The sequence below is a fragment of the Paracoccus homiensis genome, from assembly GCF_900111675.1.
GTDB classification, from domain to species: domain Bacteria; phylum Pseudomonadota; class Alphaproteobacteria; order Rhodobacterales; family Rhodobacteraceae; genus Paracoccus; species Paracoccus homiensis.
In genome coordinates, this window is the sequence record NZ_FOHO01000014.1 from 22,656 (window position 1) to 42,050 (window position 19,395).

The 19,395-nt window shown below is 65.2% G+C and carries 17 protein-coding genes and 1 tRNA gene; 10 read left to right on the forward strand and 8 right to left on the reverse strand.

Annotated elements, in window-relative coordinates; genetic code table 11:
- Positions 1 to 3: 3 nt before the first annotated feature.
- The 5 genes from ahcY to BMX67_RS15345 all read right to left on the reverse strand — a co-directional run bounded on the left by ahcY (position 4) and on the right by BMX67_RS15345 (position 5,912).
- Positions 4 to 1,389, reverse strand: a complete 1,386-nt coding sequence (ahcY, locus tag BMX67_RS15325; protein WP_245739483.1) for an adenosylhomocysteinase — start codon at positions 1,387 to 1,389, stop codon at positions 4 to 6.
- 101 nt (positions 1,390 to 1,490) lie between these two features.
- Positions 1,491 to 2,165 carry a WHG domain-containing protein gene (locus tag BMX67_RS15330; protein WP_090736902.1) on the reverse strand — a complete coding sequence of 225 codons (675 nt, stop codon included), beginning with the start codon at positions 2,163 to 2,165 and terminating at the stop codon, positions 1,491 to 1,493.
- Between the two features lie 332 nt (positions 2,166 to 2,497).
- Complete coding sequence (typA, locus tag BMX67_RS15335; protein ID WP_090736903.1) at positions 2,498 to 4,318, reverse strand: translational GTPase TypA; 1,821 nt, start codon at positions 4,316 to 4,318, stop codon at positions 2,498 to 2,500.
- 257 nt (positions 4,319 to 4,575) lie between these two features.
- Positions 4,576 to 5,358 (reverse strand): hydroxypyruvate isomerase family protein, encoded by a 783-nt coding sequence (locus BMX67_RS15340; RefSeq protein ID WP_090736904.1) that lies wholly within the window; start codon positions 5,356 to 5,358, stop codon positions 4,576 to 4,578.
- Between the two features lie 5 nt (positions 5,359 to 5,363).
- The gene (locus tag BMX67_RS15345) at positions 5,364 to 5,912 is read right to left on the reverse strand and encodes a DUF1285 domain-containing protein (RefSeq protein WP_090736906.1); all 549 of its coding nucleotides are present in this window, start codon (positions 5,910 to 5,912) and stop codon (positions 5,364 to 5,366) included.
- Positions 5,913 to 5,976: 64 nt separating this feature from the next.
- Here BMX67_RS15345 and BMX67_RS15350 point away from each other — a divergent pair, with 64 nt between their 5' ends.
- The 8 genes from BMX67_RS15350 to lpxB all read left to right on the forward strand — a co-directional run bounded on the left by BMX67_RS15350 (position 5,977) and on the right by lpxB (position 16,090).
- The gene (locus BMX67_RS15350; RefSeq protein ID WP_090736908.1) at positions 5,977 to 6,984 is read left to right on the forward strand and encodes an AAA family ATPase; all 1,008 of its coding nucleotides are present in this window, start codon (positions 5,977 to 5,979) and stop codon (positions 6,982 to 6,984) included.
- Between the two features lie 7 nt (positions 6,985 to 6,991).
- Complete coding sequence (locus BMX67_RS15355; RefSeq protein ID WP_245739484.1) at positions 6,992 to 7,861, forward strand: DUF58 domain-containing protein; 870 nt, start codon at positions 6,992 to 6,994, stop codon at positions 7,859 to 7,861.
- Positions 7,861 to 10,611 (forward strand): DUF4159 domain-containing protein, encoded by a 2,751-nt coding sequence (locus tag BMX67_RS15360; protein ID WP_090736910.1) that lies wholly within the window; start codon positions 7,861 to 7,863, stop codon positions 10,609 to 10,611. Before BMX67_RS15355 ends, BMX67_RS15360 begins: the two co-directional genes overlap by 1 nt.
- Positions 10,608 to 12,740: a hypothetical protein gene (locus BMX67_RS15365; RefSeq protein WP_425438986.1), complete on the forward strand. Its 2,133-nt coding sequence runs from the start codon at positions 10,608 to 10,610 to the stop codon at positions 12,738 to 12,740. Before BMX67_RS15360 ends, BMX67_RS15365 begins: the two co-directional genes overlap by 4 nt.
- A 58-nt stretch (positions 12,741 to 12,798) precedes the next feature.
- Positions 12,799 to 13,278 (forward strand): 3-hydroxyacyl-ACP dehydratase FabZ, encoded by a 480-nt coding sequence (gene fabZ, locus BMX67_RS15370; protein WP_090736911.1) that lies wholly within the window; start codon positions 12,799 to 12,801, stop codon positions 13,276 to 13,278.
- Entirely contained in the window at positions 13,271 to 14,056 is a 786-nt protein-coding gene (gene lpxA, locus BMX67_RS15375; RefSeq protein WP_090736913.1) for an acyl-ACP--UDP-N-acetylglucosamine O-acyltransferase, read from the forward strand. Before fabZ ends, lpxA begins: the two co-directional genes overlap by 8 nt.
- Positions 14,053 to 14,850, forward strand: a complete 798-nt coding sequence (locus BMX67_RS15380) for an LpxI family protein (protein ID WP_090736915.1) — start codon at positions 14,053 to 14,055, stop codon at positions 14,848 to 14,850. The genes lpxA and BMX67_RS15380 overlap by 4 nt, the downstream gene beginning before the upstream one ends.
- A gap of 85 nt (positions 14,851 to 14,935) precedes the next feature.
- Entirely contained in the window at positions 14,936 to 16,090 is a 1,155-nt protein-coding gene (gene lpxB, locus BMX67_RS15385; RefSeq protein WP_090736917.1) for a lipid-A-disaccharide synthase, read from the forward strand.
- On the opposite strand, the gene BMX67_RS15390 is transcribed toward lpxB, so the two are convergent.
- The 3 genes from BMX67_RS15390 to BMX67_RS15400 form a co-directional block, all read right to left on the reverse strand.
- On the reverse strand, positions 16,074 to 16,421 hold the full coding sequence (locus tag BMX67_RS15390) for a RidA family protein (RefSeq protein ID WP_090736919.1): 348 nt from the start codon (positions 16,419 to 16,421) through the stop codon (positions 16,074 to 16,076). The two genes, lpxB and BMX67_RS15390, sit on opposite strands and share 17 nt — an antisense overlap.
- Position 16,422: 1 nt before the next feature.
- A complete protein-coding gene (locus tag BMX67_RS15395) occupies positions 16,423 to 17,178 on the reverse strand; it encodes a sulfite exporter TauE/SafE family protein (protein ID WP_090736921.1) in 756 nt (251 codons plus the stop codon).
- 21 nt (positions 17,179 to 17,199) lie between these two features.
- Positions 17,200 to 17,273 (reverse strand) — tRNA-Gly (locus tag BMX67_RS15400).
- Positions 17,274 to 17,458: 185 nt separating this feature from the next.
- Between BMX67_RS15400 and tig the strand changes: the two genes are divergently transcribed.
- Positions 17,459 to 18,793, forward strand: a complete 1,335-nt coding sequence (gene tig, locus BMX67_RS15405; protein WP_090737017.1) for a trigger factor — start codon at positions 17,459 to 17,461, stop codon at positions 18,791 to 18,793.
- A 111-nt stretch (positions 18,794 to 18,904) separates the two neighbouring features.
- Complete coding sequence (locus tag BMX67_RS15410; protein ID WP_090736923.1) at positions 18,905 to 19,327, forward strand: DUF1489 family protein; 423 nt, start codon at positions 18,905 to 18,907, stop codon at positions 19,325 to 19,327.
- Positions 19,328 to 19,395: the final 68 nt, after the last annotated feature.

Here is a 19,395-nt window from a genome sequence, read left to right on the forward strand (position 1 = left end):
GTATCAGTACCGGTAATGATCTGATTTGAACGGGCCTTCGGGCGTAACGCCGATATAGTCGGCCTGTTCCTTCGAAAGCTTCGACAGCTTCGCGCCGACCTTCTCCAGGTGCAGCATCGCGACCTTCTCGTCCAGGTGCTTGGGCAGGATGTAGACGCCGGGCTTGTAGTCGTCACCCTTGGTCCACAGCTCGATCTGCGCCAGGACCTGGTTGGTAAAGCTGGCCGACATCACGAAGGACGGATGCCCGGTCGCGTTGCCCAGGTTCAGCAGGCGGCCTTGGCTCAGCAGGATGATGCGATTGCCCGAGGGCATCTCGATCATGTCCACCTGGTCCTTGACGTTGGTCCATTTGTGGTTGCGCAGGCTGGCGACCTGGATCTCGTTGTCGAAATGGCCGATATTGCCGACGATCGCCATGTCCTTCATCTCGCGCATATGCTCGATGCGGATGACGTCGCGGTTGCCGGTGGTGGTGACGAAGATGTCGGCGGTGCCCGCGACTTCTTCCAGGGTCACGACCTCGAACCCGTCCATCGCGGCCTGAAGGGCGCAGATCGGATCGACCTCGGTCACCTTCACGCGGGCGCCGGCGCCCTGAAGGCTGGCGGCGCTGCCCTTGCCGACATCGCCATAGCCGCAGACGACGGCGACCTTGCCGGCCATCATCACGTCGGTCGCGCGGCGGATGCCGTCGACCAGCGATTCCTTGCAGCCGTACTTGTTGTCGAATTTCGACTTGGTGACGCTGTCGTTGACGTTGATCGCGGGGAAGGGCAGCTGGCCGTTCTTCTGCAGATCGTACAGGCGGTGCACGCCGGTCGTCGTTTCCTCGGACACGCCCAGGATCTGGTCGCGGGTCTTGGTGAACCAGCCGGGCGACTGCGCCATGCGCTTGAGGATCTGCGCTTTGACGACTTCCTCTTCCTCGGATTCCGGAACCGGGATGATATCCTCACCCGCTTCGGCACGCGCGCCCAGAAGGACGTACAGCGTGGCGTCGCCGCCATCGTCCAGGATCAGGTTCGGGCCGTCCTCGAACTGGAACGAGCGATCCAGATAGTCCCAATGCTCGGCCAGGGACTGACCCTTGATCGCGAAGACCGGCACACCAGAGGCCGCGATGGCCGCCGCCGCATGGTCCTGCGTCGAATAGATGTTGCACGATGCCCAACGCACATCGGCGCCCAGATCGACCAGAGTCTCGATCAGGACGGCGGTCTGGATGGTCATGTGCAGGCTGCCGACGATGCGGGCGCCCTTAAGGGGCTTGTCATTGCCGTATTCGGCACGCAGCGCCATCAGGCCCGGCATCTCGGTTTCCGCGATGTCCAGTTCCTTGCGGCCGTAATCGGCCAGAGAAATGTCTTTGATGATATAGTCGGTCACGGCCATGCCTTTGGGTCATTCGCGTTTTGACATGCGGGATAACCCATGCAGGCCATGACGGAAAGACGAAACCGGGGCCGATTCGCGACCTGACCTGAATGTCAGGCCGGGCGGGACAGATTTTCTTCGGGTCGCCGCGCACCGTTCGGCGCACGTGAGCCGCGCGCGATGCGTTGCAGGAAATCCTTGATCGAGGCGCGCGCGGCCTCCATCTGATCGCGGCCATCGTCCCATTCGCGCATCCGGTCATCTACGATCATCCGCGCCACGCCATAGGCATAGATACGCGAGGTCAGCGCAAGTTGCGGAATGTTTTCGTCCGGGTGCAGCAGCCCGGCATCGCGGGCACGTTCCAGCATCCGGACCATCAGATCGCGCACCGACTGGAAATAACGGTCAAGCTGGGGGTTCTGCGACGTGTCGAGAACCTTCGTATTCGACATCAGGCGGAACTGGACCGGATTTTCATAGGCCCACATGACATAAGCCTCGCCCAGGGCGCCGAACTGCGCCATCGCATCATTGGGGTCGATCATCACGACCGCCTTGGTGCAGCCATCGACAAGACGCATCAGCGAATCTTCGGCCAGGGCGACAAGGGCAGCATGTGTATCGGGAAAGATCGCCTGCAGATCCTGCAGCGGGATGCCGCTGTCACGGGCGACATCCTCCAGCGTGGGGGGCGTCACGATATGCTGCTCGATCAAGGCCAGCATCGACGACAGGGCACGTTGATGAACGCCTGTCCCCGTATAGCTTTGCGCAGCATTACTCATCAGCCGACCTTTTCACTTTCAACCGCTACCCCAATATCTTCGCATGGCAAAAATATAGATATCAACAAGATAGCGAGAACTTTGTCTTTTGTCTGAATTGTACACTCATAACGTGACAGTCACCAGACAGTGACAGGCGGAAAAGGGCAGATTCTTGATCGCGCCCGCACCGCTTGTGAAAATCGCGGGCAGCGACCGAATTTTCGGCAGAAACTGACCACGTGAAAGACCCGGCACTCGATATCCGGGTCAGCTTAGCATCAGTCCCGAAACGCGCGAACCCGACCAAATGGACAGGTCGGGTTCGGGTAGGTCAACCAATGATCTGGGTCTTAGCCGTCGCTGCGGGCCTGACGCTTGCGTTCATGCGGGTCCAGGAACCGCTTGCGCAGGCGGATGTTCTTGGGCGTCACCTCGACCAGTTCGTCGTCGTTGATATAGGCGATGGCCTCTTCCAGCGACATGCGGACCGGCGGCGTCAGGCGGACGGCCTCGTCCGTCCCCGAGGCGCGGACGTTGGTCAGCTTCTTGCCCTTCAGCGGGTTCACTTCCAGGTCGTTGTCGCGCGAGTGCTCGCCGATGATCATGCCCTGATACACCTGCTCCTGCGAGCCGATGAACATCTTGCCGCGATCTTCCAGGTTCCACAGCGCATAGGCGACGGACACGCCGTCCTCCATGCTGATCAGGACGCCTTGACGACGGCCCTGGATGTGGCCCTTGAACGGGGTCCAGCCGTGGAAGATGCGGTTCAGCACGCCGTTGCCGCGCGTGTCGGTCATGAATTCGCCGTGATAGCCGATCAGGCCGCGCGAGGGCACATGGGCCACGATGCGGGTCTTGCCGACGCCTGCGGGGCGCATGTCGACCATCTCGCCCTTGCGGTCGCCGGTCAGCTTTTCGATCACGACGCCTGTATAGTCGTCATCGACGTCGATGATGACTTCCTCGACGGGTTCGATACGCTCGCCGTTTTCTTCACCGAAGATCACGCGCGGACGGCTGATCGACAGCTCGAAGCCTTCGCGGCGCATGTTCTCGATCAGCACGCCCATCTGCAATTCGCCACGACCCGAGACCACGAATGCCTCGCCGCCCGGCGTGTCCTCGATCTTGATGGCGACGTTCGATTCGGCCTCTTTCATCAGACGCTCGCGGATGACGCGCGACTGGACCTTGCTGCCGTCGCGACCGGCCAGCGGGCTGTCGTTGATGCCGAAGGTGACGCTGATGGTGGGCGGGTCGATCGGCTGCGAGGGGATCGCGGCCTCGACCTCGGGGGCGCAGATGGTGTCGGCGACGGTCGCCTTGGCCATGCCTGCCAGCGTGACGATGTCACCGGCGACGGCTTCGTCGATGGGCTGCTGCGTCAGGCCGCGGAAGGCCAGGACCTTGCTGATGCGGAACTGCTCGATCCGTTGGCCGTCGCGCGACAGCGCCTTGACGGTGTCGCCGGCCTTGGCGCGGCCGGCCTCGACACGGCCGGTCAGCAGGCGGCCCAGGAAGTTGTCGGCGCCAAGCGTGGTCGCCAGCATCTGGAACGGCTCGTCGGCCTTCTCGACCTGCTTCGGCGGTTCGACATGCTTCAGGATCAGGTCGAACAGGGCCGACATGTCCTGGCGCGGACCTTCCAGGCTGTCATCGCACCACCCGCCGATGCCCGAGGCATAGAGATGGGGGAAGTCCAACTGTTCATCGCTGGCGCCGAGATTGGCGAACAGGTCGAACACGTCGTTCAGCGCCTCTTCGGGTTCGGCGGCGGGCTTGTCGACCTTGTTCAGCACCACGATCGGGCGCAGGCCAAGCGCCAGCGCCTTCGAGGTCACGAATTTCGTCTGGGGCATCGGGCCTTCGGCGGCATCGACCAGCAGGCAGACGCCATCGACCATCGACAGGATGCGCTCGACCTCGCCGCCGAAATCGGCGTGGCCCGGCGTGTCGACGATGTTGATGCGCGTGCCTTTCCATTCGACCGAGGTCGCCTTGGCCAGAATGGTGATGCCGCGCTCGCGCTCGATGTCGTTGCTGTCCATGGCGCGTTCAGCCACGGCCTGGTTTTCGCGGAAAGCGCCCGATTGCTTCAGCAACTGGTCGACCAGCGTGGTTTTGCCGTGGTCAACGTGGGCGATGATGGCGATGTTGCGGATATCCATGGAAGCCTTCCGTACAATTCGGGGTCGCCCTACCGAAGAAGGCGGTAAATTGCCAGTCCGAATCGTGCGTCAGGCGAAAGCCGCCGCGTCAGCCGCGGCGACGGAAATCCCTGGTGGCCGTTCTCAGCGAAGGCCTAGGAAGGACAGGATGAACAGAACGACGACCACGAGGCCCACGATGTAGATGATCGTATTCACGGCTTGGCTCCTGTGTTGCGCTGTGTCGGTGCCAGTGTCGCGCCGACTGCCTTTCGCTGTCAACGAATTGATCTTGCTTTGGTTCCCTGCATGTCCGAAAGCCAGCCAAGGCCGGGTTCGGTCAGTCCGGCGGGGTGGTATTCGGCGCTGATCCAGCCGTCATAGCCTGCCCGGTCCAGCGCGGCGAAGATCGCCGGATAATCGATCTGCCCGGCTGTCGGCTCGGCCCGGCCGGGACAGCCCGCGATCTGCACATGGCGGATATGCGACAGCTGGCGTTGCAGAACCGCCAGCGCGTCGCCGGTGATCATCTGCGCGTGATAGGCGTCATATTGCAGCCCCAGATTCGCCGCGCCGACCTGTTCAAGAATGGCAGCGGCCTGATCGAAATCCGACAGGAAATAGCCGGGCCTGTCGGTCTGGTTGATCGGCTCGATCGTCAGGCTTTGATCGGGATCCTGCGCCGCGGCCCAGGTCAGGTTGGCGATGAAGGCCCGATGCGCGTCATCGCCCGACGCATTGCCCGCCATGATATGGATATGCCGGGCCTTCAGCGTTCTGGCCAGTTTTAGCGCGCGCAGGAAATCGCGTTGAAACAGTGGCACGTTGTCCGGAACCGCCGCAAATCCGCGCGGCCCGCCCGACCAGTTCGGCGCGGGTGTGTTGATCAGGGCCACGGGCATCCGCGCGCGGTTGGCCGCATTGCGCAGGGTGCTGGCCGGGATGTCGTAAGGAAACAGCATCTCGACGCCCTGAAACCCGGCGCGGCGGGCGGCTTCGAAGCGATCCTCGAAGGCCAGATCGGTGAACAGCATCGTCAGATTTGCGGCAAGGCGCGGCATCTGTGTCAGGGTTCCAGCGCAAAGAACTGACCGCCCGAGCGGACGCCGACCTTGCCGTCCGGTCCCTCATCCGCCGCGGCCGCCAGCCGGTAAAAGGTCTTGCGGTCGATCAGCGCCTCCAGCCCCGCGCGGATATGGACATAGGGGCGCGGCTCGCTGTTGTTGCCTCGGGTGATGATGGGATGTTCGGCATCCGCCACGACCTGATCGCCGACATTGGTCGTCAGCGTGATCCGGTCGGGCCCGATTTCGGCATCGGTGGCGACGAAGGGCGCATCCTCGACCTGAATGCCGACCTTTTCGACCGGAGTGACCAGAAAATACTTGTCCCCCTCGCGCTTCAGAATGGTCGAGAACAGCCGCACCATCGCCGGGCGACCGATGGGGGTGCCTTCGTGAAACCATGTCCCGTCGCGGCGGATTTGCATATCCAGATCGCCGCAGAAAGGCGGGTTCCACAGATGCACCGGCGGCAGTCCGCCCTGTTTGGCCGCCTTGCTTGCCGCGGCGGCAATGCCTTCGGCGCTCACGCTTTTGTCACTGTGATCTGGCATTCGTTATGGTCGCCCCTGACTGACTTGCCTATGGTTGGTCTAGCAGCAGCGAGGGGGCATTGTCATGGCTTCGGATGAAATTCTGGTGCAAGAGGTCGAAACGCTGGCCGCCCGGCTGGCCGAGGCCCGCATCAGCATCGAACGTCGTTTCGTCGGGCAACATTCCGTTGTCGAACAGGTGCTTGCCGCCATTCTGTCGGGTGGCCACGCCCTGCTGGTCGGGCAGCCGGGTCTGGGCAAGACGATGCTGGTCGATACGCTGGCGACGGTGATGGGGCTGGACAGCCAGCGCATCCAGTTCACCCCCGACCTGATGCCCGCCGATATCCTTGGCTCTGAGGTGCTGGACGTGCTGCCAGATGGCAGCCGGGCCTTCCGCTTTATCGAGGGTCCGGTCTTTACGCAGCTGTTGATGGCCGATGAAATCAACCGGGCCAGCCCGCGCACGCAATCGGCCCTGCTTCAGGCCATGCAGGAACGCGAGGTGACGGTCAGCGGCCAGCACCGTCCGCTGGGGCGGCCGTTCCATGTGCTGGCGACGCAGAACCCGATCGAACAAGAGGGAACCTATCCACTGCCCGAAGCGCAGCTGGACCGTTTCCTGTTGCAGGTCGATGTGGACTATCCCGACCGCGACACCGAACGCGACATCCTGCTGGCCACCACTGGCACCGAAGAGGGCGCGGCACATGCCGCCTTCGACCCTGATTCGCTGATCGCGGCACAGCGCCTGATTCGTCAGATGCCGGTCGGGGAATCGGTGGTCGAGGCGATTCTGGATCTGGTCCGGGCCTGCCGTCCGGGCACCGATGAGGCCACGGGCGAGGTCGCCGATGCGCTGATCTGGGGGCCGGGGCCGCGCGCCGCGCAGGCGCTGATGCTGGTGACGCGGGCGCGGGCCGTGCTGAACGGTCGGTTCGCCCCAACGCTGGAGGATGTGCAGATGATGGCGGCGCCGGTGCTGCGGCACCGGATGGCGCTGTCCTTTGCGGCGCGTGCGCAGGGTCGGACGGTCGATGGCGTCATCGCCGCGCTGATCGATCAGCGCCTTGTCGCGCGTCAGGCGGCATGAGGCCGTCTTGACGCAGACCTCCGCCGACCTGCGCGCCCAAGCCGACGCCGCCAGCGCCCATCTGCCGGGCCTGATCCTGTCGGCGGAACGTCTGGCCGCGATGATCGCCCCCGGTGCGCATGGGCTGCGACGCGCCGGACCGGGCGAGGATTTCTGGCAATACCGTCCCGCGCATTCGGGCGATACCGCACGCAGCATCGACTGGCGCCGCTCGGCCAGATCGGATGCGCAATTCGTTCGCGACCGCGAGGCGCAGACGGCGCAGGCCGTCGGGCTTTGGGTGTCGTCGGGGCAGGGTATGACCTATACGGGCGGCACTGACCGTCCCAGCAAGTTGCAGCGGGCGCAGGTCATGGCGCTGGCCCTGGCGATGGTGCTGCTGCGGGGGGGCGAAAAGGTCGGCCTGCTGGGACAGCAGGCGCGCGCCGGACGCATTCAGGCCGACCGGCTGGCCGAACACATGGCGACGGCCACGCCCCGCGACACCGATAGCGACGCGCCGCAGATCCTGACCCTGCGGCCCAATCAGCGGCTGGTGCTGATCTCGGATTTCCTGGGCGACCCGTCATGGGTCGGGGATCTGCTGGATCGGGCGGCGGGCATGGGTGTGCGCGGTGTGCTGTTGCAGGTGCTGGACCCGGATGAAGAGACATTTCCCTATTCCGGTGCCGTCGATTTCCGCTCGCTCTCGGGGGGGATGCGCCATGACAGCCGCGACGCGAGCGGTCTGCGTCAGGCCTATCTGGCGCGTTTGGCCGAACGCCGCGACTGGCTGCTGCAACGCAGCCGCGCCGCCGGATGGCATTTCGGGCATCACAGCACCGATCATGCGCCGGCCCATGCGCTTGGCTGGGTCTATCAGGTGCTGGGGGGCTGATGCTGGTTCTTGGCCCTCTTGGATTTGCCGCGCCCTGGGTTCTGACGGCGCTGATCGCGCTGCCGGTGCTGTGGCTGATCCTGCGCGCGACACCGCCCAGCCCGCGCCGGGTGGCCTTTCCCGGGGTGGCGCTGTTGCAGGGGTTGGTCGACAAGACCCCCGTGGCGCGGCGCACGCCTTGGTGGTTGCTGTTGCTGCGTCTTGCGGCGATCACGGCGCTGATCCTTGCCTTTGCGTCGCCGGTCTGGAAACCGGTGCTGCAGGATCGACAGGACGGGCCGCTTCTGGTGGTGCTGGATGCCGGATGGGCCGCCGCACCCGATTGGGCGGCGCGTCAGACCCGGGCCGCGCAGGCCCTGTCAGAGGCCGCCGCGCAGGGTCGCCCCGCGGCGCTGTTGCTGGGCGATGGCCAGACGCAGGAAGAACCGCTTCGCTTTGCGGCGGGTGACAGCCTGCTGTCGCGCCTGCGCGCCGCCCAGCCCGCGCCCTGGGGCACCCGCTTGCCGGAGGATCCCGATGCCGTTCTGGCCAACCAGCCCGAAGGCGATCTGGCGACCCTTTGGATCAGCGACGGTCTGGACCACCCCAACCGCGCGGCCTGGTTGCAGTCGCTGGCGGCACGCGGCCCGGTCAGCGTCGTTCCGCCGCGCCGCGCCGTTCAGTCCCTGTCCTTGCAGGGCGGTGACGCGCCGTCCCTGACAGTGCACGACACGGGCGATGCCGCGCCCGCGATCCTTGCCATCGGCCCCGATCCGCAAGGGATCGAACGCGAACTGGCCCGCCTGACCGCGGGCGAGGCGACCGCCGTCGCGGGCGTGACCACGCGCCCGGTCAGCATCGATCTGCCGCCGGAATTGCGCAATCGCATCGCGCGGTTCCAGATCGAGGGCGCTTCACATGCGGGGGCCGTGGTTCTGGCCGATGACCGCGTCCGGCGGCGCAAGGTCGGGCTGGTCGGTGACGCCGACAGTCAGGCCGAGGGACAGCAATTGCTTGCGCCGCTATATTACTTGCGCCGCGCCCTTGCCCCCAGTACCGATCTGGTCGAGGGCGGCCTTGGCGATGTTCTGGATACGGCGCCCGATGTGATCATCCTTGCCGATCAGGTCCAGCTGACAGAAATCGGGGAACTGGCCGAATGGGTCGATGCCGGCGGGCTGCTGATCCGCTTTGCCGGGCCGCGCATGGCCGCGTTCGACCGCCTGACCGAAGAGCCCTTGCTGCCCGTCATGTTGCGTCAAGGGGGGCGCGACATCGGTGGCGCGCTCAGCTGGGGCGATCCGCGCGGCCTTGCGCCCTTTGCGGGCGACGGCGTCTTTGCGGGCCTGCAACCGCCGCAGGATGTGACCGTAAGGGCGCAGTTGATGGCCCAGCCCTCGCCCGATCTGGCGGCGCGGACGATCGCGGCGCTGACCGACAACACGCCCTTGGTCACACGTGACCGATTGGGGCAGGGACAGGTCGTGCTGTTTCATGTAACCGCCAATGCCGAATGGTCGAACCTGCCGATTTCGGGTCTGTTCGTGCAGATGCTGGATCGCCTGCTGTCCACTGCGGGAACGGCCGCGGTCGAACCCCGCGCGGACCAGCGCCAGCAACCGTTCTGGACGGCGCAATCCGTGCTGGACGGATTTGGGCGCGCGGCCTCCGCCGACGATCTGGCGCCGGTTGCGGCGCAGGACATGGCCGGGGGACCGGGGCCGGGGCGTCCGGCGGGGATCTATGCGGCAGGCGAACAGATCATGGCGCTGAACGCGGGCGGTCCGATGCGGATTGCCGCATGGCCCGGCGCACATGTCGAACAGGCCGCCGCCGGGCAGGGGCGGGACCTGCGCGGCATCCTTCTGGCGCTGGCGGCGGTGATGCTGGCGCTGGATGCGGTGGGCTCGGCGCTGATCGCACGCGGCGGGCGCATTGCGGCGCTGCTGCTGATCGCGATGGCGGGCCTGCCGCCCGCACCTGCGCAGGCACAGGACCTGACCCCCGAGGCGAGCCGCGCCGCAGACGAGGTCGCGCTGGCCTATGTGATCACGGGCGACGAGGCGGTGGACGAGGCCTCATACGAGGGTTTGCGCGGGCTGTCCCAGGCGCTGCGGCAGCGCAGCTCGGTCGAGCCGGGCGAACCTGTCGGCGTCGATCTGGACAATGACGGGCTATCGGTCCTGACCTTCCTTTACTGGCCGGTGACCGAGGCGCAGCCCGCGCCCACAGCGCAGGCATATCTGCGGCTGAACCAGTTTTTGCGTTCGGGGGGCATGATCCTGTTCGACACGCGCGACGGCGATATCGCGGGGCTGGGCGGGCCGGACATGTCCTCGGCGCTGCAACGTCTTGCGGCGCCGCTGGATGTTCCGCCCCTGGCCCCGGTGCCCGATGACCATGTGTTGACGCGCAGCTTCTATCTTCTGGCCGATTTTCCCGGTCGTTGGCGCGGTCAGCCGGTCTGGGTCGAAGCACCGCCCGCAGGGGCCAGCGCCGCCGAGGGGACGCCCTTCCGACAGTTGAACGATGGCGTCAGCCCGGTCGTCATCGGCGCCAATGGCTGGGCCGAGGCCTGGGCGCTGGACGAGAACGGCTATCCCACCTTTCCCGTTGGCACCGGCTGGGAAGGGGAACGCCAGCGCGAACTGGCGATCCGCTTTGGCGTCAACCTGATCATGTATGTGCTGACCGGGAACTATAAATCCGATCAGGTCCATGTGCCCGCCCTGCTGGACCGCCTGCGCACGGAAGAAAGGCTTGGCCCGTGAACCTGTCCGCGACCGATCTGCGTTTCGATCCGCTGCTGCCCTGGGGGGTGATCGCGGCGCTGGCGGGGCTTGCGCTGCTTGTGGCGGGTTTTGCCTTGTGGCGCGGCCTGCGCGGCTGGGCTTGGCGCGGGCTTGCCGGGCTGGCGGCCGCGTTGGCCCTGTCCGCGCCCGCGCTTGAAATCGGCAGCCGCACGGGGCTGTCGGATATCGTGCTGCTGGTGGATGACCGCTCGGCCAGTCAGGGCCTGCCCGAGCGCGACAATCAGACCACTGCCGCCATCGACGCGCTGAGCCAGCAGATCACGGCCCTTCCGGGGACCGAGTTGCGGCGCATCTCGGTGGGCGACGATCCCGATGGCACCCTGCTTGGCACCGCCCTGTCGCGCGCCGTCGCGGCCGAGCCCGAGGCGCGGTTGGCAGGCGTCATCACCGTCACCGACGGGCTGGCCCATGACCCCGACATGTTACCCGCCGATCTGCCCGCGCCGATGCACACGTTGCTGACAGGGCGTCCGCAGGATTGGGACCGCCGCCTTGTCATCGAAGAGGCACCGGCTTTCGGCCTGATCGACCAAGAGGTCAGCATCCGCCTGCGGATCCAGGATCAGGGCGCCGTGCCCGCCGATCAGCGCGGCCAGTCCGTCAGCCTGCGCATCAGCCTTGACGGCGAACAGGAACAGGTCGTCGCGGTGCCGGTGGGAACCTCGCTTGAACTGCCGCTAACGCTTGGCCATGCGGGGCAGAATGTCGTTCAGATCGGCTTTGACGCGCCAGAGGGGGGCGAACTGACCGACCGCAACAATACCGCCGCCATCACCATCAACGGCGTGCGCGACCGGCTGCGCGTGCTGCTGGTATCGGGCGAGCCGCATGCCGGGGAACGCACCTGGCGCAACCTGCTGAAATCCGATGCGGCGGTCGATCTGATCCATTTCACCATCCTGCGCCCGCCCGACAAATCCGATGGCGTGCCGGTGAACGAACTGTCGCTGATCGCCTTCCCCACCCGCGAACTGTTTCTGGAACGGATCGACGATTTCGATCTGATCATCTTCGACCGTTATCGCGTGCGGGGCATCCTGCCGCCGGATTATTTCCAGAACATCGTCCGCTATGTGCGCGACGGCGGGGCGGTTCTGGTTGCGGCTGGGCCGGAAATGGCAAGCGTCGAAAGCCTGAACCTGTCACCAATGGGCGCGGTGCTGCCCGCGCGGCCGACCGGGCGCGTCATCGATCAGGCATTTACCCCGCAATTGACCGATGCCGGGCGCCGCCACCCGGTCACGGCCGGGCTGCCCGGTGCGCCCGATGAGAACGGCGAGAACGGCTGGGGCCGCTGGTTGCGCATGGCCGAGGTCACGCCCAATCCTGACGCCGAGGTGGTGATGACCGGGGCGGATGATCGCCCGCTGCTGGTGATGAACCGTCAGGGCGAAGGGCGCGTCGCGCTGTTGGCCTCGGATCAGGTGTGGCTTTGGGCGCGCGGCTTTGAGGGCGGCGGGCCGCAACTGGAACTGCTGCGCCGCATCGCCCATTGGTCGATGAAGGAACCCGAGCTGGAGGAAGAGGCGCTGGAAGCCGATGTTTCAGGTGGGCTGAACGTGGATTTCACCCGCCGTACCATGGCGGACAGTGCCGGCCCCCTGACGATCACGCATCCGGATGGCAGGACCGAGGACTTGCCGTTGGCCCCGGACGGGCCGGGCCGCTTTGCCGCCGAATGGTCGGCACCGCAGCCGGGTCTGTATCGTCTGGTCGATGGCGATCTTGGCCGGGTTCTTGCGCTGGGACCGGCCGCGCCGAAAGAATTCGAACGCACCATCGCGGATGCCGGGGCACTGGGCGATCTGTCGCGGGCCACGGGCGGCGCGGTCCTGAACCTGTCGGATGGCACCCCGGATCTGCGGACCGTCGCGCCGGGACGCAATGCGCATGGCCGGGGCGTCGCGCGGGACTGGATCGCGGTCACGCCCCGCGATGCGGCGACCGTCACCGGGTTGCAGCGACGTCCGCTCTTGCCGGGCTGGGCGTGGCTGTGCATCATCTTCGGGCTGATCCTTGCGGGTTGGCTGTCCGAAGGGCGCGGCGGTGGCAAATGGTTGCCGTCCGGTCCGCGTCGCGAGGTCTGACAAGCTTGCCAAGTCGCAGGTGCATTGCTACCTCGACTAAAAGCCCGAAGGAAAACCCATGGCCGAAGATACGACCACACCCGCGCCGCACAGCCACGCCGACCTGTCGCTGATCAAGCGGATCATCCCCCATCGCTATCCGTTCCTGTTCATCGACAAGGTCCGCGATATCGTTCCCCATGAAAGCGGGGTCGGCATCAAGATGGTCACGAATAACGAACCGCATTTCCAGGGTCATTTCCCGGACGAGCCGATCATGCCGGGCGTAACCATCGTCGAGGCGATGGCCCAGACCTCGGCCGTGGTGGTCGGCGTCAGCATGAACATCATCGATCAGCCGATGGCGACCTATTTCATGGGCATCGACAAGTGCAAGTTCCGCCGCATGGTGGTGCCGGGCGACGTGCTGGAACTGCATTGCAAGGCCATTCGCGGGGGTGGCAAGATCTGGAAATTCGAGGGCAAGGCCATCGTCGACGGCCAGCTTTGCGCCTCGGCCGAATTCACCGCCATGATGGCGCGGAAAACTGATGGCTGAGACCCGGATCCACCCCAGCGCGGTTATCGAAGAGGGTGCCCGGATCGGACAGGGCGTGACCATCGGTCCGTTCTGCGTGGTCGGCCCGCAGGTGCAGCTTGGCGATGGGGTCGAGTTGAAATCCCATGTCGTGATCGAGGGCGAGACCAGCATCGGCGAAGGCAGCATCCTGTTTCCCTTCGCCTCGATCGGGCAGGTTCCGCAGGACCTGAAATTCAAGGGCGAGCGTGCGCAGCTGATCATCGGTGCGCGCAACCGCATCCGCGAATATGTGACCATGAACCCCGGCACCGAGGGCGGTGGCGGCATCACCCGGATCGGCGATGACGGGCTGTTTATGGCCGGATGCCATGTCGGCCATGATTGCCAGTTGGGCGATCGGGTCATTCTGGTCAACAACGCCTCGCTGGCCGGGCATTGCCATCTGGAAGACGACGTGATCATTGGCGGATTGTCGGGCGTGCATCAATGGGTGCGCATCGGACGCGGGGCGATGATCGGCGCGGTCAGCATGGTGACGGCCGATGTCATCCCCTATGGTCTGGTCCAAGGGCCGCGCGGTCATCTGGACGGGTTGAACCTTGTCGGGTTGAAGCGCCGCGGCGCGACGCGGGCCGATATCCTTGCGCTGCGCGATCTGCTGAAGGCGCTGGCGGGCGGATCGTTCCGCGATACCGCGCGTGGCCGCGCCGAGCAGGATGCCACCCCGATGGAGCGCGACATCCTCGACTTCATCCTTGGCCCTTCTGACCGATCCTTCCTGACGCCGAAATCATGACCCGTACCGCCGTAATCGCCGGGCAGGGCGCGCTTGCCCCTGCCATCATCGCCCAGCTTGACGACCCGCTGGTCTTTTCGCTGGAAGGTTATCAACCCGACATGCCGACAACGCCGTTCCGTCTGGAACGTCTGGTGCCGTTTCTGGACGAACTGATCGGTCAGGATGTTACCCGCGTCGTCTTTGCCGGGGCGATCCGCCGTCCGCGCCTGGACCCCGAGGCGTTCGATCCGCGCACCGCGCAGCTGGTGCCGCGCATCCTGATGGCCATGCAGGCGGGCGACGATGCCGCGCTGCGCGAGGTGCTGAAGGTCTTCGAGGAAAACGACCTGAAGATCTGCGGGATCGAAGAGATCGCGCCTGATCTTATCCCCGCCGAGGGCGTGCTGACGGGCCAGCCCGGCAAGGCCGACCAGCAGGATGCCGAACGCGCGGCGCAGATCCTGTCGGCGACCGGCCCGCTGGATATCGGGCAGGGCTGCGTCGTGGCACAGGGTCAGTGTCTGGCGATCGAAACCTTGCCGGGAACGGCGGCCATGCTGGCATTCGCGGGGCGGCACGCCGATCTGCGACCCAATCCAAAGGGCGGCAGGGGCGTGTTCTACAAAGCGCCCAAGCCCGGCCAGGATCGCCGCATCGACCTGCCGACCATCGGCCCCGATACGGTCGATCAGGCTGCCGCCGCGGGGCTCGCGGGCATCGCATGGCAGGCAGGCAGCGTGATCCTGTTGCAGCGCGACGAGGCGCTGCGCCGTGCACAGGCAGCCGGGCTGTTTCTGTGGGCACGGGCATGAATGCGGCGGCGGGTGGCAGGAAATGCTGGCACCCGCCAGCCGGATTGCTTACCCCTTATGCGTGTAAGGCAACCGAAGGCGCGGCATGAAGTTTTTCCTGATCGCGGGTGAGCCCTCGGGCGACCATCTGGGCGCGGCCCTGATGGCCGGGCTGAAGGCGCTTGTGCCCGATGCGACATTCCACGGTATCGGTGGGCCGCGCATGGCCGCCGAGGGGCTGGAAAGCCTGTTTCCGATGGACGAACTCAGCCTGATGGGCATCTGGGAAATCCTGCCCAGATACCGCCATCTGAAACGCCGGATCGCCGAAACCGCCGAAGCCGTGATCGCCTGCGATCCCGACGCGCTGATCACCATCGACAGCCCGGATTTCTGCCTTCGGGTCGCCGCCGCCGTTCGCGAACAGCGCCCTCGTCAACGCACGATCCACTATGTCGCGCCCTCGGTCTGGGCGTGGCGGGCGGGCCGTGCGCTGAAGATGGCGAAGGTCATCGACCATGTGCTGGCGATCCTGCCCTTCGAGCCGCCCTATATGCAGGCCGCGGGCATGAGCTGCGATTTCGTCGGTCATCCCGTGGCCACGGCGACGGTTTCCGGTCCCGACGATGCCGCGCTGTTTCGGGCCCGCCACGGCATCGCGCCCGAGGCTCCGGTGGTCCTGTGCCTGCCCGGTTCGCGGAAATCCGAAGTAAGCCGTCTTGCCGCCCGGTTCGACGAGGCCCTGATGCGGCTGCGCGACCGGGTGCCGGAAATCCGGGTCGTGCTGCCGACCGTGCCGGGCGTTGCCCATATGGTGCATGACATGGCCCGTCGCTGGCCGACCGCGCCCATCGTGATCGAGGAATCGGAAGAAAAGATGGCCGCCTTTGCCGCCGCCGATCTGGCGCTTGCGGCTTCGGGGACGGTCAGCCTTGAACTGGCTGCGAACCGGATCCCGATGGTGATCGGCTATGACATGGCCCCGCTAAGCCGCCTGATCATCGGGGCGTTGCTGAAAACCGATACCGTCACGCTGGTCAATCTGGTCAGCGATACCCGCGCCGTGCCCGAATTTCTGGGCAGTGCCTGCAAGCCGGGGCCGTTGGCCCTGGCATTGCAGGGCGCGCTGGAGGATATGCCCGCGCGCAAGGCCCAGCTTGATGCCATGGATCTGACCATGGACCGTCTGGGCAAGGGGGGTGAGGCGCCGGGCCTTCGCGCGGCGCGCTCGGTCATCAGGGCGATTACAGAACCGCGGTGATGATGATCTCGACCTTGTAGTCGGGGGTTGCCAGCTTGGATTCGCCGGTCGCACGTGCCGGGGCGTGGCCCTGCGGAACCCATGCATCCCAGACTTCGTTCATCGCGGCGAAATCGGCCATGTCGGCCAGCCAGATCTGGGCCGAAACGATCTTGGTCTTGTCGGTGCCGGCCTTTTTCAGCAGCGTGTCGATCTGTGCCAGGATCGAGCGGGTCTGATCGGCGGCGGGCTTGCCCGGCTCGGCGACCTGGCCTGCCAGCCAGACAGTGTTGCCGGCGATGACGGCCTGACTCATCCGTTGGCCGGATTCGATGCGTTTGATCTCGGTCATGTTATGCTCCGTTTACGAGACGCCAAAAGAATATCGCTGTCATGCCGAAGCCGACAGCCGCAATCAACAGGCGCAAGGCCCGTCGGGGAATTCGTCGCGCGACAGGCGCGCCCGCATAGCCGCCGATGATCGTGCCCGCGGACATCACCGCCGCCGGGCCCCAGACGATCTTGCCGCCGATGGCAAAGACAGCCAGCGCGATCAGGGCCAGCGCGAAGGACAGCCAGCTTTTCAGCCCGTTCATCAGGTGAAGATCCTGCATTCCCCACATCGCAAAGACGGCCAGCATGACGATGCCAAGTCCGCCATTGAAATAGCCGCCATAGATCGCGACCGGCAGCAGCGTTCCCAGCCCGAAGGGGGCCACCGCCGACCGCCAGCGTGCGGCGTGGTGGCGGATGGGTTCGGCCCAGTAAAAGATCACCGTCGCCGCCAGCAGCAGAAAGGGTACCAGGGCGGCAAAGGCGGCGTTCGAACTGATCAGCAGCAGCAGGCAGCCGACCGTGCCGCCCAGCATCGTCCATAGGGTCAGCTTGACCAGCGGCAGGTCGCGGCCGGCACGCAATTCATGACGAAAGCCGATCGCGGCGGCCAGATAGCCGGGCAGGGCGGCCACGGTCGTCGTCGCATTCGCGATGACCGGCGGTACACCGGTAAAGACCAGCGCCGGAAATGTGATGAAGGTGCCCCCACCCGCGACGGCATTCAGCATGCCACCGACGATCCCGGCAAGAAACAGCAGGGCGGCGTCGAACATGGCGATCCTTGGGGGTTGGATTGGAGCGGGTGAAGGGAATCGAACCCTCGTCGTCAGCTTGGGAAGCTGCTGCTCTACCATTGAGCTACACCCGCATGCGCCTCTGATTAGCCGCAGCCGCAGCCCGAGACAAGCGCCTTTTTGTCGCGATCCCCAGCTGCGCTGCGCCAGACACGTCCGTCAGAAGCTATTTGCTTGCAGAGGCACGTCGCCATGACTAGAACGGCGGAAATTTTCAGGTCGCCGCTGCCCGGTGGCCCTTCTTGCTATGAGGAACATGATGCAGGTCAAGGAAACCCAGAACGAAGGTCTGAAGCGGGGCTACCAGTTCACCCTGCCCGCCGACGAGCTGGCCGCGACGGTCGATGCCAAGCTGAAAGAGGCCCAGCCGGAAGTCGAAATGAAGGGCTTCCGCAAGGGCAAGGTGCCCATGGCGATGCTGAAAAAGCAGTTTGGCCCGCGCGTGCTGGGCGATGCGATGCAGGAAGCCATCGATGGCGCGCTGCGCAAGCATTTGGACGAATCGGGTGACCGCCCCGCCGCCCAACCCAAGGTCGAGATGGAGAACGGCGAACAGTGGAAAGAGGGCGACGACGTCGTCGTCAACGTGTCCTACGAAACGCTGCCCGCCATCCCCGAGGTCGATCTGGCCGCGCTGAAGCTGGAAAAGCTGAACGTTCCGGCAGAAGACGCCGCGATCTCCGAAGCGCTGGAAAACCTGGCGAAATCGGCGCAGAACTTTGAAGACCGTCGCAAGGGCAGCAAGGCCAAGGACGGCGATCAGGTCGTGATCGACTTCAAGGGCTTTGTCGACGGCGAAGCCTTCGAAGGCGGCGAGGCCGAGGATTATCCGCTGGTTCTGGGTTCGAACAGCTTCATCCCGGGCTTCGAAGACCAGCTGGTCGGCGCCAAGATGGACGAAGAGATCAAGGTCGAGGTCAAATTCCCCGAGGAATATGGCGCCGCACATCTGGCCGGCAAGGACGCGACTTTTGAATGCAAGGTGAAAGCCGTGAAAGCGCCCAAGCCCGCAGAGGTCGATGACGAGCTGGCGAAAAAATTCGGCGCCGAGGATCTGGACGGTCTGAAAAAGCAGATCTCGGATCGCCTTGAGCAGGAATACGCCGGTGCCGCCCGCGCCATCATGAAGCGCGCGCTGCTGGATCAGCTGGACGATCAGGTCAAGTTCGAGCTGCCCGAGTCGCTGGTCGAGGCCGAAGCCGCCCAGATCGCGCATCAGCTGTGGCACGAGGAAAACCCCGAGGTTCAGGACCACAACCACGGCGCCATCGAGCCCACCGATGAGCACAAGAAACTGGCCGAGCGTCGGGTGCGTCTGGGTCTGCTGCTGGCCGAGATCGGCCAGAAGGCAGAGGTCAGCGTGACCGATCAGGAAATGACGCAGGCTGTCATGCAGGCCGCCCGTCAGTATCCTGGCCAGGAACGTGCCTTCTTCGAATTCGTGCAGCAGAACCAGCAGGCTCAGCAGCAGCTGCGCGCGCCGATCTTCGAAGACAAGGTCGTCGACCACATCGCCGAGCAGGCGAAGGTCGAAGAGAAGAAAGTCACCAAGGAAGAGCTGGAAAAGGCTGTCGAGGCTCTGGACGAGCTTTGATCCCCGGCTGACCGTGACAGACGAAAGCCGCGATCTTCGGATCGCGGCTTTTTTCACGTGGGGTAGGGACGCTGGCTTGTGAGCCGCACGGACCGGCCCTATCTATGGCGCATGACCGCCTCTCTCCATCTGATGAAGCTTTGTGTGGGTGCCGAAGGCCCCGATGATCTTGCCCGCTGGCAGCAGCAGCGCTATGGCGACGGGCCCGCGATGCATGTGACGCGGATGTGGCCCAAGCGAGAAGATGAGCTGTTGAATGGCGGTTCGATCTTCTGGGTGTTCAAGGGGGTCATGCTGGCGCGGCAGAAACTGTTGCGCCTGGAAGAGAGGTTCGGCGATGACGGGATTCGCCGTTGTGCGCTGATCCTGGATCGTGACCTGGTTCGCGTGGCGGCCATTCCTCGGCGACCTTTTCAGGGATGGCGGTATCTGGACCCGAAAGATGCGCCCGACGATCTGCCCGAAAACCGTGCGGCAGAAGAGGCGTTGCCCGCCAAGGTCGCCGCCGCATTGTCTGAAATGGGATTGGTCTGAACCAGGACGCCGCCAGCCATGAAGAAGCCTGCCGTGCAATGGCGCGGCAGGCTTTGGTTTTGTCGGGG

Bases quoted from the DNA above. Each gene is read 5' to 3' on its own strand.
- BMX67_RS15330 (WP_090736902.1), bottom strand. From the start codon at position 2,165: ATGAGTAATGCTGCGCAAAGCTATACGGGGACAGGCGTTCATCAACGT.
- typA (WP_090736903.1), bottom strand. From the start codon at position 4,318: ATGGATATCCGCAACATCGCCATCATCGCCCACGTTGACCACGGCAAA.
- BMX67_RS15340 (WP_090736904.1), bottom strand. From the start codon at position 5,358: ATGCCGCGCCTTGCCGCAAATCTGACGATGCTGTTCACCGATCTGGCC.
- BMX67_RS15345 (WP_090736906.1), bottom strand. From the start codon at position 5,912: ATGCCAGATCACAGTGACAAAAGCGTGAGCGCCGAAGGCATTGCCGCC.
- BMX67_RS15350 (WP_090736908.1), top strand. From the start codon at position 5,977: ATGGCTTCGGATGAAATTCTGGTGCAAGAGGTCGAAACGCTGGCCGCC.
- BMX67_RS15360 (WP_090736910.1), top strand. From the start codon at position 7,861: ATGCTGGTTCTTGGCCCTCTTGGATTTGCCGCGCCCTGGGTTCTGACG.
- fabZ (WP_090736911.1), top strand. From the start codon at position 12,799: ATGGCCGAAGATACGACCACACCCGCGCCGCACAGCCACGCCGACCTG.
- lpxA (WP_090736913.1), top strand. From the start codon at position 13,271: ATGGCTGAGACCCGGATCCACCCCAGCGCGGTTATCGAAGAGGGTGCC.
- BMX67_RS15380 (WP_090736915.1), top strand. From the start codon at position 14,053: ATGACCCGTACCGCCGTAATCGCCGGGCAGGGCGCGCTTGCCCCTGCC.
- lpxB (WP_090736917.1), top strand. From the start codon at position 14,936: ATGAAGTTTTTCCTGATCGCGGGTGAGCCCTCGGGCGACCATCTGGGC.
- BMX67_RS15390 (WP_090736919.1), bottom strand. From the start codon at position 16,421: ATGACCGAGATCAAACGCATCGAATCCGGCCAACGGATGAGTCAGGCC.
- BMX67_RS15395 (WP_090736921.1), bottom strand. From the start codon at position 17,178: ATGTTCGACGCCGCCCTGCTGTTTCTTGCCGGGATCGTCGGTGGCATG.
- tig (WP_090737017.1), top strand. From the start codon at position 17,459: ATGCAGGTCAAGGAAACCCAGAACGAAGGTCTGAAGCGGGGCTACCAG.
- BMX67_RS15410 (WP_090736923.1), top strand. From the start codon at position 18,905: ATGACCGCCTCTCTCCATCTGATGAAGCTTTGTGTGGGTGCCGAAGGC.